This window comes from Tildeniella sp., from assembly GCF_059505325.1.
Genome location: NZ_JCACKI010000038.1, coordinates 43,492 through 57,424, shown reverse-complemented (window position 1 = coordinate 57,424; position 13,933 = coordinate 43,492). Strand labels below are relative to the sequence as shown.

The window sequence follows — 13,933 nt, the reverse complement described above, 5'->3', positions numbered from 1 at the left end:
GCTTTGTCATAGGATTTGGATGAGAAACTACAGCAATACTGATTTGCGGCATAACAAACGCTTGAGTGAAAGTAACCAATGCTTGAGTGGAAGTAACCAATGCTTGAGTGGAAGTAACCAACGCTTGAGTGGAAGTAACCAATGCTTGAATGGAAGTAACCAACGCTTGAGTGAAAGTAACCAATGCTTGAGTGGAAGTAACCAACGCTTGAGTGAAAGTAACCAATGCTTGAGTGAAAGTAACAATAGAACGAGCCGTGCTTACTGAACGACGCTAATGGGTAAAGCAATGATGCGATCGTTCAAGTAGGATGCTGCAACTATCAAAGTTGGTCGACTGTCTTCATCCTCTCATTTGGGGAACGCCTGATGTAGTTCTTGGCGATCGGAGTAAGTAGCGAGTTGCTCAATAACCCGATGATAGGCAGTCAAACCAAACGGATGCCACCAACTCGTAAGATCAATCGATCAGACAAGTTAATGACACCACTTTTTGAGTATGTTCCTTTTGTTCAGATTGCAGGGCTGCTTTAGGGCTGAAGTATTACCCTGTACCTGAAACCTATGGGCAGTACAAGATTCGAACTTGTAACATCCTGCTTGTAAGGCAGGCGCTCTACCGTTGAGCTAACCGCCCGTCGAAGTGAAACTCGAGCACAGTTAATTATGTTAGCAGATACCTGCGGACTTCTTCTTACGACGTTACACGATTTGTGCGCTCTCGATGGAGCGCTGGTGTATTGCGGACAACACTAGCACGACCGGGGACATCGCTTTCATCATAAATTTCGCCGACCAGTTCCTCCAAAATGTCTTCTAGCGTTACCAGTCCAACGGTACCACCATACTCATCGACGACGATCGCAATGTGCAGTCGCTGTTGCAGCATTTCCTTCAGCATGTCCGCGACGCGCTTTGTATCGGGCACATAAAACGGTGGATCCATCGCAAGCGTAACGGAGCCGTTGCTTTGTTCCTCTTGACGAAGTTGATTGAGCTGCTGCAACGCACGCTTGAGATTCACAATACCGACAATCTCATCTTTGGACTCTTCCTGTACTGGAATGCGCGAATAACCTGTTTCCAGACACAGCGCTATCAGGTCTTGCAAGGTTGCTTCACGGGAAATGGTGCGCATGGCAATCCGAGGCTTGACGACCTCTCTCACGCTCAGGCGATCGAGCATCAACGCTTTGTTCAACATCTGATGCTGGTCGAGATCAAGCTGCCCCTTACCACCCAAAATCTCGATCATTAACTCCAGATCTTGTAGCGATTCGCCCTGCTGTACCGCTTCACTTTGAAACAGGCGAATGGAAGACTGGGTGATTGTCTCAAACAGTTGAATGATGCCTAGCAGCGATAGCATTCTGGACAGCCAGGCGATGGGCTGCACAACGAATGTAAAAATCGGCATGACGTTGTTGATTGCCAGCGACTTGGGCACAATCTCGCCGAAGGTTAACGTCAAAAAGGTAACGACAAAGGTGGCAAGCCCGATCGCCCGGTTGCCAAACCACAGGCTAAACAGGTTACTCGTCAAAATCGCCGAAAAGTTATTAGCCAGCGCGTTCCCGACCAAAAGGGTGGTGATGAAGCGTCGTCGATTATTGAGCACCAGCGTAAACGTGCGGCTAGGGTCGCCCTGCTCTTTGATCAACGCCTTCAGCTTCAAATTATCCAGGGCTGTGATAGTTGTCTCTGAAGCAGAGAAAAACGCGGATAGGAGCAACATCAGCACCAGCACTGCTAAATCAAGCCGAGTATCTCCCAAAAGCGGACTGATGTCTGAAGCGATCAACACGTAGGAAGAAGTAAGCAAAGTCGCAGAATGCCCTGAGGCAATACCGAAATGAACTGAAGGCAGATTGTTATTCGTTGATAATAGCTTCCCTGCCTCAAGGCTTCCATGCAATTTTGCAGATAATTGCCGTAAGTCTGGTTTGAGGGCGGTGGTGCCTTCAGTCTGAGCTAGTCTTCAGTCTGAGCTAGCCTTTAGTCTGAGCTAGCCTTCAGTCTGAGCTAGCCTTCAGTCTGAGCTATAGAGAATCGACATTGTTCTTGCCGCAGTGGTCACAGAGGCTCAAGCATCGGTAACAAGACGAACGTTCCTGACGACAACACGAATGTTCTTAAGGACGACACGAACGTTCCTGACGACAACACGAATGTTCTTAAGGACGACACGAATATTGGTAATGACAAGACGAACGTTCCTGACGACAATACGCATGTTGGTAACGACAGTTTGCCTCGTTGCCACGATCGCACCGTTGTTCTGACAACAATTTCTGTGCTGTTGGCATCGCTCGCTGATCTACCTTGCCAAAAACTCTCTCAGCCCTCAAGATGCGATACGCTTGTCTTAATGCCGTTTAGCACGTTTAAGACATCGCCCCACTGCATGACACAAACGACAGAATTTTTGGCTCATCTAAATCCTTCACAGCGACAGGCGGTAGAGCACTACTGCGGTCCTTTGCTGGTTGTAGCGGGGGCAGGCTCAGGCAAAACGCGTGCGTTGACCTATCGCATTGCCAATCTAGTGCTGACCCATCGCGTTGATCCCGAAAACATTCTGGCGGTCACCTTTACAAATAAGGCTGCCAGAGAGATGAAGGAGCGGATCGAAAAGCTATTTGCCGATCGCGAGTCACACAGTCAGTTTGGTAAACCGTTGGATTCGTTGCCAGCTTACGAGCAAACGAAGCTGAAGTCAAAAGTTTATAAGACTATCACCAAAGAGCTGTGGATTGGCACCTTTCACGCGCTCTGTTCGCGCATTCTGCGGTTTGACATTGAGAAGTTTCAGGACGATAAAGGGCGCAGTTGGAAGCGCAACTTCTCCATTTTTGATGAGTCAGACGCACAAAGTCTGGTGAAGGATATTGTGACGAACAAGCTGAACCTGGACGACAAAAAGTTTGATCCCCGTTCCGTGCGCTTCGCCATCAGCAACGCCAAAAACCAGAGCTGGTCGCCGCAAGATCTAGAACGAGAGCAGCAAAACTATCGCGGACGGGTCATTGCCAACGTCTACAGCATGTACCAGGATGCTCTGGTGGCAAATAATGCGCTGGATTTTGATGACCTGATTCTGATGCCTGTGAAGCTGTTTCGGCAGAATGAAGCGGTGCGAACCTACTGGCACAACCGCTTTCGGCACATTCTCGTAGACGAATACCAGGATACCAACCGGACGCAGTACGACTTGATTCGCCTGCTGGTGACGAACAACGACAGCGCTCAGGCGTTCGACAACTGGGACTATCGATCGGTCTTTGTGGTCGGCGATGCCGATCAGTCAATCTACTCGTTCCGTGCGGCAGATTTCACCATTCTGATGGGCTTTCAGAAGGACTTTGGCGATCGTTTGCCCGATGACGACACGCGCACGATGGTCAAGCTGGAGGAGAATTATCGATCGACTGAAAACATCCTTGCCGTTGCCAATCACCTGATCGACAACAATACCGAGCGCATCGACAAAGTGCTGAAGCCAACGCGGGGCACAGGTGAAGCAATTTTCTGCTACCGCGCTGACGATGAAATCGCTGAGGCAGAGTTTGTCGTGCAGCAGATTCGCGTGATGGAAAACAAGCACCCCGAACTGCACTGGGGCAAGTTTGCTATTCTCTACCGCACGAATGCTCAATCTCGTGCCATTGAAGAAGTGCTGGTAAAGCATGATATTCCTTACAAAATTGTGGGCGGTTTACGGTTCTATGATCGGAAGGAAATTAAGGATGTATTGGGCTATATGCGGGCGATCGCCAACCCTGCCGACACAGTAAGCCTGCTGCGAGTCATCAATACGCCCCGACGCGGTATCGGCAAAGCAACGATCGATTCTCTGGTGAAAGCGTCGCAAGAACTAGACGTGCCGCTTTGGGAAATCCTCACAGACGAAACCTCTGTCAAAACGCTGTCGGGACGATCGTCTAAAGGTGTGTTGAACTTTGTGCAGATGCTGCAAAAGTGGCGATCGCAACTTGATACCTTGCCTGCGAACCAAATCGTTCAGGGCATCATGGAAGATTCGGGTTACGTGCAGGACTTGAAAACCCAGGGCACCGATGAGGCTGAAGAACGGGTGCAAAACGTCGGTGAACTGTACAACGCGGTGTTGCAGTTTGAAGAGCAAAACACGGATGATCCCAGCCTGGTTGGGTTTCTGGCTAGCGCGTCGCTCTCGTCTGACCTGGACAATTTGGAAGAAGAAGTCACACGCGTCTCGCTCATGACGCTGCATTCATCGAAGGGATTGGAGTTTCCAGTTGTGTTTCTGGTCGGACTGGAGCAAGGGCTGTTTCCTAACTTTCGATCGCTCGAAGACCCTGCCGCGCTAGAAGAAGAACGTCGTCTTTGCTACGTGGGCATCACTCGCGCCCAGGAGCGCCTGTTTGTCTCTTACGCGAGGGAACGCCGACTCTACGGCAATCGAGAACCTGCCAGTCCGTCGCTGTTTTTAGCCGAGTTGCCCAGAGAACTGCTGCAAAGCAACGTGGCGACCGCTATTCCAACTCGCTGGACGAAATCGGGAAGCCAGGGCAACGGCAGTAGCACGGAGACTGCTTCTTTGCCCGATACTCATGAAGATGACTGGACAGTGGGCGATCGCGTCATTCACAAAGCTTTCGGCAATGGTCAGGTCACCCATATTTTTGGCGCTGGGAATAAAATCTGCCTTGCCGTGAAGTTTTCGGGCATGGGTCAGAAGATTGTCGATCCGAAACTAACGCCCCTGCAACGGGTCGAGTGAGTGTCTGCTGTGAATGCCCCCACTGCCGATGAAGCCGCTGACCATGCCGCTGATGGCTCTGTCGATCGTGCCATTATGCGTCCCCGACCGTTCGCTAACGCTGCCTTTGACCTTGTAGCGCTGGGTGCTTCAGCCGGAGGGCTAAAGGCTTTGACCCAGGTGCTGTCTGGTTTACCTGCTGCTTTTCCGGCAGCAACAGTGGTGGTGCAGCATCTCGATCCCATGCACCGATCGCTGATGGTAGAGATTCTCAGTCGGCGTGTGGTCTTGCCGATACAGCAGGCACAGCAGGACGATCGCCTCTGCCCTGGAGTAGTGTACATTGCGCCACCCAACTACCATACGCTGGTAACTCAAGATGGCACGCTGGCTCTCACCCAATCGGCACGGGTGCATTTTGTGCGACCCTCTGTCGATCGCCTGTTTGATTCGGTGGCAACCAGCTACGGTCAGCGAGCGATCGCGGTTGTGCTGACGGGCACTGGCAAAGACGGTGCGCTGGGCATTCAGACAATCAAACAGCAGGGTGGCACTGTGATTGCTCAAAACGAAGCAACCGCAGAGTTCTTTGGAATGCCGGGTGCTGCCATTCAAACGGGCATGGTAGATCTGGTGCTACCGCTGGCTGAAATTGCCGCCAAACTCGGCGTGCTAGTGATGCAGCGTCATGAGTAGCATGATCGCAGACAGCAAAATAGTCAATCGTCCATACCTACCAGGCGAAAAAGCCCTCCTTAAATTTGACGTGCAAGATCTGGAGTGCAAAAGACTACCTGCTCTGCCTCCTGCGGTCTTCTAATCGTGTCGAACTGACGCTAAATTGGTTTTGCTGTTAGCACTAATTGCAGTTTGGCGTGAATCAAGTCAATGTTTGCCAACCCGAGTTCGACATTGCCCTGAAGGACAACACCTTTATTTAAGAGGCGATCGAGGAGTTCCAAAATGGTTGGATTGGCAGTTGTTTCACCAGGGTAATAGCCGCCTGCTTTGGGTAACAAAGTGCCAATTTCGCCCAGATCAACATTTAAATCAGCCGGGTCGATTTCAAAAATGCCACAAACCTCCACAACCTGCTCTTCGAGTTTGCGGAGGCTCTCGGCAGCGCGATCGAGGTCATCATCACTCAGTTCGCCTGTTTCCATGCGTCGGATGATTTGTGCCTCCATCAGTTGACGCACCAGTTCTACGACGGTGAGCAGGAGCGGCGCTAAGCCAGCATCCTTACTGGCTTTGGGCGAAGCTGCAATCGCTTGAATGGGACGATCAGAAGCGGTCACTCAGTTTCCAGGTATAGTTCCTGCCTCTATCTTGCTTGATTTTTCGCTCAACGATCAAGAAGCCGCAGTTCTGAACCAGTTGATCGCTTTGATCAACCACTTTCCGTTAAGAACTCCGACTTCTCAGATCAGGCTTGGGCAGGCGCTGTTTGGTTGGCAGGTGCGAGGCGGAGCGATCGCAGCTCAGTCTCTAAACTTTCCACCCGTTGCATCAACTGCTGATTGGCTTCAATCAAACCTTGCGACTGAGTACTGAAGTGGGGATTATTTTCCCACCAGTTGATGCCCATTTCTTTCGCTTTATCGACCGACGCGATGAGTAGGCGAATGCGAATATTCAGCAGTTCGGTTGTGGCAACAGAGACGGAAATATCGCCAGCAATGACAATGCCTTTGTCTAGCACGCGTTCCAAAACGTCTGCCAGCGATGAACCTGAGGTGGAGGTCGAAATCGATCGCGCCGAATCTTTGGTGGACAACGGCGCATTGGAATAGCTTTTGGTGGGTATAGCAGCAGTCATAGCTTAAGCCTCTGTGGGGAGATAGAGTCGATCGCGCAGCATGACGCTGCCCTTTTATGCGAGCAAGCGTAGAACATCCACTGCACAGAAGCGATCGAGTTCTAAGGCGTGCTCAATCTGAGACAGCCGCGCACCGTTGACCTGCCTGAGATAGGCAATGATTTCTTGCTCGTAGGGAATGTCTGCTTCTGTTGTGAGCGCCACTAGGTCAGACAGTGCTACTGGATCAGACGGTGCTGCTGCGGTTGAAGCGTCGATCGCCTCCTCGGTTTCGATCGCGCTTGGTGCATCAGGCATCAATGCCTCGGCTGCCAGTGCTTCCAGGTCTTCCGCGATCGCTTCGGCTTGCGCGATCGCTATGTTAGATGGTGCCACCGCCAAAGCGTAAGGTGAGGCAGACTCTTCTGCTTCATCAAGTTCTGTTTCGAGTAAACCAATGCCGATCGCTTCATTGAGCAACTCCCACAGAATTCTAGTTGTTTCAGCTAAAGGAAGACTCGATCGGGAGAGCAAAATATCGAAGCAAAGATCGCGGAAATCAGCATTTCCGGGCGTTGCCAAAATTTCGTGGTCGTGGCAGACCTTCCCCAACATGAGGCAAGAACGCAAGCCCGACGACTTCTCATTGTTCGTGCGAATGCGAAATTCTTTGACTAAGCGGACGATGAGCAAGGCACTGGCGCGATCGATTTCCGTTTTCTGCACCAAAATTTCTTGCTGCGTTAGCTCATCTGGCTCCGGCATACTAATCGTTACCAGCCGATCCATCAGTGCATCTTGCGTCGCATGTACGCCGCAGTATTCCTCTGGATTGGAGGTGAAAATAGCGCGAAAATGGGGATTCACCCGCACATATTCGCTACGGCTGTTACTGGGCGGCAGCACCAGCAGTTTTTCTTCCAGCGCTGACAGTAGAACGTTGTTTACCTCTGGGCGCGATCGGTTGAACTCGTCATAGACCAGCGTGAAACCTTCCCGGCAAGCAAGCGTGAGGCGAGAATCAGCCCAATTTTGCCGCAGTTCATCTTCAACTTTGACGACGCTGTGGATGTAGTTATCCACCACTCGCTTGCGCGTATAGCCTGACTGGTTGCCAATCAGATCAGACGTTTTGAACTCATCGTCACCAAAAATCAGCATGAGGGGGCGCGCCAGCATGTCTGCCAAATGCAGTGCCAGCGTCGTCTTGCCTGTGCCAGCAGGACCGCGTAGGTGAACAGAATAGCCAGATTGGAGATAGCGTAAAGCACGATTTGCCACGCGTTCAACGGCAGGAGTGCTGACAAAACGGCGGGGGCTTGCTCGAAGGACAGTAGTCACGGTTGAACCTCTGGGTGGGGAATAAGGAGTCGGGAGTCGGGAGTGGAGAGTGAGAGTTATAGAAATGAGAGGCAGTTACTGATGGATTGTTCTCTGCTTTCTATCTCTTGCCCCTATTCCCTACTCCCTACTCCCCACTCCCTCTTTACAAATGGGCGAGATGTGCTTGAGAGAGATAAATGCGATCGCGCTGAGTAATTAACCCTTTTTTGATCAGCGATCGCAGTGCGTCTACCGCTTGAAATCGGTCTAGACCTAATGCCGCTTCAATCTCTGTCAGCCGTGCGCCCTGTGCCTGCTGAATGTGGGTATAGACATCCTTTTCATAGGCGATCGCGTCTTTTGGCGACGCTTTTACCACCTTTGCAGGCGGCATCACAGCGACCGAGTTGCCGCGCTGAAAGGCTCCTACTGTTGTCACGGCGACTGCGCCATTGGGCGACACAGAGACACGACCAATCGGCTTGGTGCCATTCTGGGCTGGCTGTGGCTTGGTGGGCGGTGCTTCGACGCTAATGGTGTCAGCGCCACCCCAAACAGTGTGGTTTAGATCTTGAGAAAACCGTCGCAGTTCGGTGCGAAAGACCGCTAAGCGTTGGAAGAGCGCTTGCGTCTCTGCTTCGCGTCTGGCTCGATTCTGAATCAGTGCCTGACTCAACTGCATTGCTCGTTGCTGGCGTACGGCTTCGAGTTCAATCAAGTAGCTCTGAACATCGGAGCGTAGGTCTTCAACAAAGGCAACAAGCTCTTGCTCTAAGCGCTGTGCGGCGGCTGTTCGTTCTGCTCGTGCTGTTGTGAGAAACACTGAGGTTTGCTCTTGAGCAACGGCTCGTTCTGCCTGCGCCACTGTTAGGAAGGCTGAAGTTTGTTGTCGGAGCAGTTGCACAAACATCTCAAGCTCTTGAGCGAGTTGTGTTGCTTGAATATGGCGACGATCGCCTGCTGCTGTCAGAAGTGCTTGTGTTTCTACATGCAAGCGTTGGCAAAATTGCTGTAGCTCGGTGCGATGGACGGCACTTTCTTTCGTAAGTACCTCACGAAAGAGGCTGAGTTCGTGACGCAGTTGAGCTGCCTTGACCTGACGCTCCTGTCTGGTTGCTGTCAACGATTCGTAGACTGTCTGCTGCCGCTGTGTTACTTCTTGCTGGCGCTGCTGTCTCTGCTGCTGCCAAGCATTCTTTAATGACATTGTTAAAACTCCTTCCCATCGTGTTAGGGAATGATTGACTAACAATTAAGCTGGGAAACTAGAGGGGTTCCCCAGCATCCAATAAACCTCTTACAACAGGCTGGGATCGGGCTTGAACGCTGATCGCTGGGTAGCAATCAACGTTCGCAAAAGGTTGGGTCAACTAAGCAGCAGGAACAGCGGCTTGAGCGGTTAGACCAACGGCTTCGGCATACTTCAAGTAGGTTTCAACAGACGCGATCACAACACGGGCTTCGATCGACAGCAGTTCAATACCAACCAAAGAAACACGAACCCAAGCATCAATCACGATGCCTTTGTCCAAGATGCGATCGACGACTTCAGCCAAGCTAGAGGAGGAATTTACTTTTTCAACAGCCATGATTTTTTACCTTTAACGGATAGATGGAATTTGGTACGCCTCACCTCTCCCCGTAGAATGGTTCGACATGGATTTCGGCTCCGTTTCCAGAATAGGCAGCGAATGTGTAGAAGCCCCCGTCGCAATCACTGAATCTCATACCAAAGCAGTTTTTTAAGCTCGTAAAACTACTGAGCGATCGTGATCTCTTTATGGGAATAAAGGCAGCGTTAACAAATGTTTCAACAAGTTTGGCGATCGTTTCCCTTTGTCAAAAAACGCAAAAAGGAAAGCGAGGATGATCGATTTCGGGGTCGATCGTGGCTTATCAAATTGTCTGTAACTGCGTTGAATCTACAGACGGAAGCCGACTCCGAAGAGTCACTGCATTCTCAATTGCAATAGCCGAAATTGCTAGCCATCGCTAGCGATCCGATTTGATTTATGCACGTTATTCTCGCTCCGCCTTCTCTATGTTGCTAAAGCTGACCACTGACGGCTGACCGCTGATCGCTCAACAATTAAGTTCTGCTCACAACTCTTTGGGACTGCTTTGGTCTGTAGTCGTAGTCTGTTTATGCCCCATCTGGCGCTGTCACTCATCGACTTTTCTAATCAAACTCTTAAGAATACGTTGTCATTGCTGCAATTGTGGCTAAAATCTGAGAGTAACGATGCTGTTACATAAACATCGCCTGATGTCACTGCCCGCGTTCGATTTTGCTTCTGCTTTAGTACTGAGATCAAGGAAGGAGTAACCGTATGTCAGACCTAAATCGCGGCATCATGAAGTTTGATGGCGCAGACAACCCAAAATCGATCGCCGTTTCCGCTGTGATTGTTCTTGGAAGCATTGCTGCTTTAGTGATATGGGCGCTACAGTCAGCTTACGCATTGGGCTAAGTCAGAAGCATAGTGCAAGAGACGTTTAGCCTGATAGCGGCATGGTTTGACGCAAGCAAATTCATCGTGGGTTCCGCGCCGTTTTTTGTCCATCTCGCTTCGAGCTTGTGCGGGCGAATGCGATCGCAACCATTCACTCATCACCCCTAGTTCTGTCTGCTAGACACTGATAGTCTGTGTAATGACTGACGTTAGCGGTTACGCAGTCGCAGTCAGTTATAGACGCAATCTTCAGAGAGACAGAACGTAAACTTATGCAGCTTGAATTTGTTCCCGTAGAAGAGTTTTATTTTGCCCTGACGCTGGCAGTGCGAACTCTCGATGACTTGCCAACAGCAGGACTGGCAGAACAGGTAGAAAAGCGACTCAGGCAGGAGTTTGGTCAGCCTTCTACCGTTGCGGCTGCTAATCAAAATACTTACAACTACGTGTTTCGGGTAGGAGAAGTTGATAATAGCCCTGCTAGTCAGCTCATTCTGTCGATCGCCGATTGGCAAGGATGCTTACGGTTAAGCAGCGATTATGGATGGACGCTTGATGCTGAGCGCAAACCTGTGCGGACGGATAAGTTTAACCAACGTGCAGAATTTTCCCAAATGATCCGCTCGTATTTGCAAGACTGGTTTCAGCTTTCGCTCGATTGAAGCAGCGATCGCACTGCATTTGTAGGATTATTACGACTTATAGCTTGAGTACGTTCTGAATTAGAGATGACTCTGCGATCGTGCTGGTTCATTCAATGCTGCTTCGTTAAAACAAAAGAGACGAAGCCTCTGTATGAAGCAGCTTACGGTTATCCGCAAACCTTCATTTAAGGGCTTCGTCTCAAGCTTGATAGCTGACGCTAAAAGCGTGCCACTGTGCATTAAGTATTGGTTGTTTGAGCGGCTAAGAGTTGCTTCAGCTTTTCCAACTCTTGTGCCCAACGAGGGTCTGGTTGCACACTGTCAGATTCGGCTTGAGTCGCACCCGCACGGCGTGACTTATTGTTACTGCCGCTGTTGCCGCTGCCTTTGCGCCGTGCACCACCAGAAGCAGTGCCAGCAGGTACAGGAGCGCTAGGAGCAGGCGAATCTTCGTCTGCTGTGTCCTTAGCTCGTGGCTGTGCCCGTTCAACTTTTAGAGCGTTTTCTTTAAGCTGATAGCCATTGAACTTTTCAATGATTTCATCTGCTTTCTCTTCGCTGTTGACGGTGACGAACCCAAAACCGCGACACTTGTTTGTTTTACGATCGGTGATAATTTTGATTGAAAGCGAATCGCCTTCGTCAGCAAAAACCGCCTCTAGCTCTTGGCGACTCAGGTCTTCAGGCAAATTACCGACATAGAGACGAATAGACATGGGAACGATACCTCTAAACTGTGATTCCGACAGACATGCTTGTGCACACTAACCAAACGTTGCGCTAGACAGAGCATCAAAACTTGACTCTGAAAGTAGCCCAGCCTTTTCCCTAAAACAAACTAGACAATGTGGCGCACCAAGTGGGACATTTCCATTCACCGTCCCAAGTCTGATGGCGCTTACACCGGACGGCGAGAAGCCTGGAGCTAAATGATTGCACGAATCTTTAATCATTGCCGGAGAGTCTAAGATAGGCAAATTGTTTCGATGTCTGCGCGAGAACACGTATGCCACTCACTAAGGTATCACGGTCGGTAAGACGCAAGTAGGGTTACGGCAGATTTATGACCTAAGTAGTATTTCCCCAAGGCAGTTGCTTCACATTTCTACTGTTTGGTACTCCTATCGTTCAACGACCCCATAGAGTGAATCGAAAATCCCGATCGAATCATGCAGTGAGGTTAACGGTGGAATCATGTGCAACACCTTAATAGAGCCAAAGGCGTAGATGCAGTTTATGACCGTAGCTGAATGCAGTGAGCTAATCGCACAGGGTAACTTGTCACGCTTAACGTCTTGTAAAGAAATGTAACATTTATGATGAGGCGATGCAAGCTCAAGTTTAGTGCAGTGTGGAAAGAATGGGCTTTATTCCAGACATCGGATGGCTTCCAACATGCCTCTTGCTTTATTCAGAGTCTCTTCGTATTCTGCTTCGGGCTGCGAATCGGCGACGAGTCCTGCGCCTGCTTGCACACTGACGCTGTGCTTGTTATCACCCTGAGAGCGGACAACCATTGTGCGAATGGCGATCGCGGTATTTAACTGTCCTTCAAAGTCATAGTAACCATAGGCACCAGAGTAGGGTCCTCGACGACACGTTTCCAGACTGTGAATAATCTCCATCGCCCGAATTTTAGGTGCTCCACTAACAGTGCCCGCGGGGAAACACGCTTTCAGCAGATCCCAGGCGGTTTTGCTGGGAGCAAGTTTGCCTACGACGTTACTGACAATATGCATCACATGCGAATAGCGCTCGATCACCATCAGTTCATCGACGCTGACCGTGCCGCTGACGCAAACCCGCCCCAAATCGTTTCGTCCCAGGTCAATTAACATCACGTGTTCAGCCACTTCTTTGGGGTCTTCCAGCAGATCGGCGGCAAGGGCTACGTCTTCCTGGAAGGTTTTACCACGCTGACGGGTACCCGCGATCGGTCGCACAGTGGCTATGAGTGGCTCAGTTGGAGCGGGCGCAAGTTCTGCTTTGACCATCACCTCAGGGCTGGAACCAATAATTTGCCACTGGTCAAAGTGGAAGTATGCCATGTAAGGGGAGGGATTAATTAACCGCAACGATCGATAGAGCGCAAAGGGATCGCCACTGTACTCTGCCGAAAGCCGCTGCGATATCACAACCTGGAAGATATCGCCCGCTTGAATGTGGGCTTTAGCTTTTTCAACATTGGCGCAGAATTGCTCTTTAGTCGTGTTGCTGGTATATAGAGGAGCGGTGTCGAGTGTTGCTGCTAACGGCTGACCGCTGACCGCTGACCGCTGACGACTCACTCCTGGCGGTGTCCATTCCAGCAACACTGCCTGTTCTGATAGCGGTGATTGCAGTTTGTTGACCAGTTGTGCGACGCGATCGCACGCTTGCTGATAGGCAATTTCATGATTAGTGTTGGGATCGCGCAGGTCAGCGTAGGCGATCGCCCAAATCTTGCGCTTAACCTGGTCAAAAATCAGCAGGTTATCCACCTGCATCCACAAACCATCCGGCAAATCAGCCTCAGTTGCCGGATAAATGGGAACACGCGGCTCAATCCAATGAATCAGTTCGTAGCCCCAAAAGCCGAATAAGCCTCCGATACCCGGTGGCAACTGTGGCAATTTGACCGGACGATACGGTTGCAGACAATTGGCAAGCGCTACGAACGGATCACCTTCAAAAACCTGCACTGAGCCATCCCGATGCGTTTGGGTCGTGCAGCTACCTCTTGCCTCCAAAATCCAAAGCGGGTCGCAGCCCAGCAGACTGTATCGACCCAATTGCTCACCCCCTTCGATCGACTCCAGCAAAAAGCTGTAAGGCTGTCCCGCACACACGCGATACCAGGCAGATACAGGCGTATCTAAGTCCGCAACCCATTCCTGGTAAACCGGGACAAAGTTACCCTGAGTAGCGAGTTGGGAGAATTCGGGGAAGGTAGGAAAAACCATAAGGGAAGGGGGAGATGGAGAGCAAGGCAGAG

14 protein-coding genes and 1 tRNA gene are annotated in these 13,933 nt (G+C 50.7%); 6 read left to right on the top strand and 9 right to left on the bottom strand.

What is annotated here, in order from left to right; translation table 11 throughout:
- Positions 1-19: 19 nt before the first annotated feature.
- On the top strand, positions 20-268 hold the full coding sequence (locus AC5JO6_RS14550; protein WP_496081788.1) for a hypothetical protein: 249 nt from the start codon (positions 20-22) through the stop codon (positions 266-268).
- A gap of 297 nt (positions 269-565) precedes the next feature.
- Here AC5JO6_RS14550 and AC5JO6_RS14545 read toward each other — a convergent pair.
- Positions 566-637, bottom strand: a tRNA-Val gene (locus AC5JO6_RS14545).
- 57 nt (positions 638-694) lie between these two features.
- Positions 695-1,822 (bottom strand): hemolysin family protein, encoded by a 1,128-nt coding sequence (locus AC5JO6_RS14540; RefSeq protein WP_496081782.1) that lies wholly within the window; start codon positions 1,820-1,822, stop codon positions 695-697.
- A gap of 582 nt (positions 1,823-2,404) precedes the next feature.
- Between AC5JO6_RS14540 and pcrA the strand changes: the two genes are divergently transcribed.
- On the top strand, positions 2,405-4,762 hold the full coding sequence (gene pcrA / locus AC5JO6_RS14535) for a DNA helicase PcrA (RefSeq protein ID WP_496081781.1): 2,358 nt from the start codon (positions 2,405-2,407) through the stop codon (positions 4,760-4,762).
- A 75-nt stretch (positions 4,763-4,837) separates the two neighbouring features.
- Positions 4,838-5,437, top strand: a complete 600-nt coding sequence (locus AC5JO6_RS14530) for a chemotaxis protein CheB (protein ID WP_496081787.1) — start codon at positions 4,838-4,840, stop codon at positions 5,435-5,437.
- 140 nt (positions 5,438-5,577) lie between these two features.
- On the opposite strand, the gene AC5JO6_RS14525 is transcribed toward AC5JO6_RS14530, so the two are convergent.
- From AC5JO6_RS14525 to gvpA, 5 genes are all read right to left on the bottom strand, one after another.
- Positions 5,578-6,039, bottom strand: coding sequence for a gas vesicle protein K (locus AC5JO6_RS14525; RefSeq protein WP_496081780.1), 462 nt, complete (start codon positions 6,037-6,039; stop codon positions 5,578-5,580).
- Positions 6,040-6,167: 128 nt separating this feature from the next.
- Positions 6,168-6,560 carry a gas vesicle protein gene (locus tag AC5JO6_RS14520; protein ID WP_496081779.1) on the bottom strand — a complete coding sequence of 131 codons (393 nt, stop codon included), beginning with the start codon at positions 6,558-6,560 and terminating at the stop codon, positions 6,168-6,170.
- Positions 6,561-6,614: 54 nt separating this feature from the next.
- Positions 6,615-7,880 (bottom strand): gas vesicle protein GvpN, encoded by a 1,266-nt coding sequence (gene gvpN, locus AC5JO6_RS14515; protein WP_496081778.1) that lies wholly within the window; start codon positions 7,878-7,880, stop codon positions 6,615-6,617.
- A gap of 145 nt (positions 7,881-8,025) precedes the next feature.
- Entirely contained in the window at positions 8,026-9,069 is a 1,044-nt protein-coding gene (gene gvpC / locus AC5JO6_RS14510) for a gas vesicle protein GvpC (RefSeq protein ID WP_496081777.1), read from the bottom strand.
- Positions 9,070-9,232: 163 nt separating this feature from the next.
- Positions 9,233-9,451: a gas vesicle structural protein GvpA gene (gene gvpA, locus AC5JO6_RS14505; protein ID WP_496081776.1), complete on the bottom strand. Its 219-nt coding sequence runs from the start codon at positions 9,449-9,451 to the stop codon at positions 9,233-9,235.
- 216 nt (positions 9,452-9,667) lie between these two features.
- On the opposite strand from gvpA, the gene AC5JO6_RS14500 reads away from it, so the two are divergent.
- The 3 genes from AC5JO6_RS14500 (at position 9,668) to AC5JO6_RS14490 (ending at position 10,977) form a co-directional block, all read left to right on the top strand.
- Positions 9,668-9,835 (top strand): hypothetical protein, encoded by a 168-nt coding sequence (locus tag AC5JO6_RS14500; protein WP_496081775.1) that lies wholly within the window; start codon positions 9,668-9,670, stop codon positions 9,833-9,835.
- Between the two features lie 357 nt (positions 9,836-10,192).
- A complete protein-coding gene (locus tag AC5JO6_RS14495) occupies positions 10,193-10,333 on the top strand; it encodes a hypothetical protein (RefSeq protein WP_496081774.1) in 141 nt (46 codons plus the stop codon).
- Positions 10,334-10,587: 254 nt separating this feature from the next.
- The gene (locus tag AC5JO6_RS14490; protein WP_496081773.1) at positions 10,588-10,977 is read left to right on the top strand and encodes a hypothetical protein; all 390 of its coding nucleotides are present in this window, start codon (positions 10,588-10,590) and stop codon (positions 10,975-10,977) included.
- A gap of 221 nt (positions 10,978-11,198) precedes the next feature.
- Here AC5JO6_RS14490 and AC5JO6_RS14485 read toward each other — a convergent pair whose 3' ends face one another.
- Both AC5JO6_RS14485 and AC5JO6_RS14480 read right to left on the bottom strand, forming a co-directional pair.
- Positions 11,199-11,675: an RNA recognition motif domain-containing protein gene (locus AC5JO6_RS14485; protein ID WP_496081772.1), complete on the bottom strand. Its 477-nt coding sequence runs from the start codon at positions 11,673-11,675 to the stop codon at positions 11,199-11,201.
- A gap of 651 nt (positions 11,676-12,326) precedes the next feature.
- Entirely contained in the window at positions 12,327-13,901 is a 1,575-nt protein-coding gene (locus AC5JO6_RS14480) for an anthranilate synthase component I family protein (protein WP_496081771.1), read from the bottom strand.
- Positions 13,902-13,933: the final 32 nt, after the last annotated feature.

Coding starts and splice junctions, on each gene's coding strand:
- pcrA (WP_496081781.1), top strand. CDS start 2,405: ATGACACAAACGACAGAATTTTTGGCTCATCTAAATCCTTCACAGCGA.
- AC5JO6_RS14485 (WP_496081772.1), bottom strand. CDS start 11,675: ATGTCTATTCGTCTCTATGTCGGTAATTTGCCTGAAGACCTGAGTCGC.
- AC5JO6_RS14495 (WP_496081774.1), top strand. CDS start 10,193: ATGTCAGACCTAAATCGCGGCATCATGAAGTTTGATGGCGCAGACAAC.
- AC5JO6_RS14520 (WP_496081779.1), bottom strand. CDS start 6,560: ATGACTGCTGCTATACCCACCAAAAGCTATTCCAATGCGCCGTTGTCC.
- AC5JO6_RS14480 (WP_496081771.1), bottom strand. CDS start 13,901: ATGGTTTTTCCTACCTTCCCCGAATTCTCCCAACTCGCTACTCAGGGT.
- AC5JO6_RS14500 (WP_496081775.1), top strand. CDS start 9,668: ATGTTTCAACAAGTTTGGCGATCGTTTCCCTTTGTCAAAAAACGCAAA.
- AC5JO6_RS14550 (WP_496081788.1), top strand. CDS start 20: ATGAGAAACTACAGCAATACTGATTTGCGGCATAACAAACGCTTGAGT.
- AC5JO6_RS14530 (WP_496081787.1), top strand. CDS start 4,838: ATGCGTCCCCGACCGTTCGCTAACGCTGCCTTTGACCTTGTAGCGCTG.
- gvpA (WP_496081776.1), bottom strand. CDS start 9,451: ATGGCTGTTGAAAAAGTAAATTCCTCCTCTAGCTTGGCTGAAGTCGTC.
- gvpC (WP_496081777.1), bottom strand. CDS start 9,069: ATGTCATTAAAGAATGCTTGGCAGCAGCAGAGACAGCAGCGCCAGCAA.
- AC5JO6_RS14490 (WP_496081773.1), top strand. CDS start 10,588: ATGCAGCTTGAATTTGTTCCCGTAGAAGAGTTTTATTTTGCCCTGACG.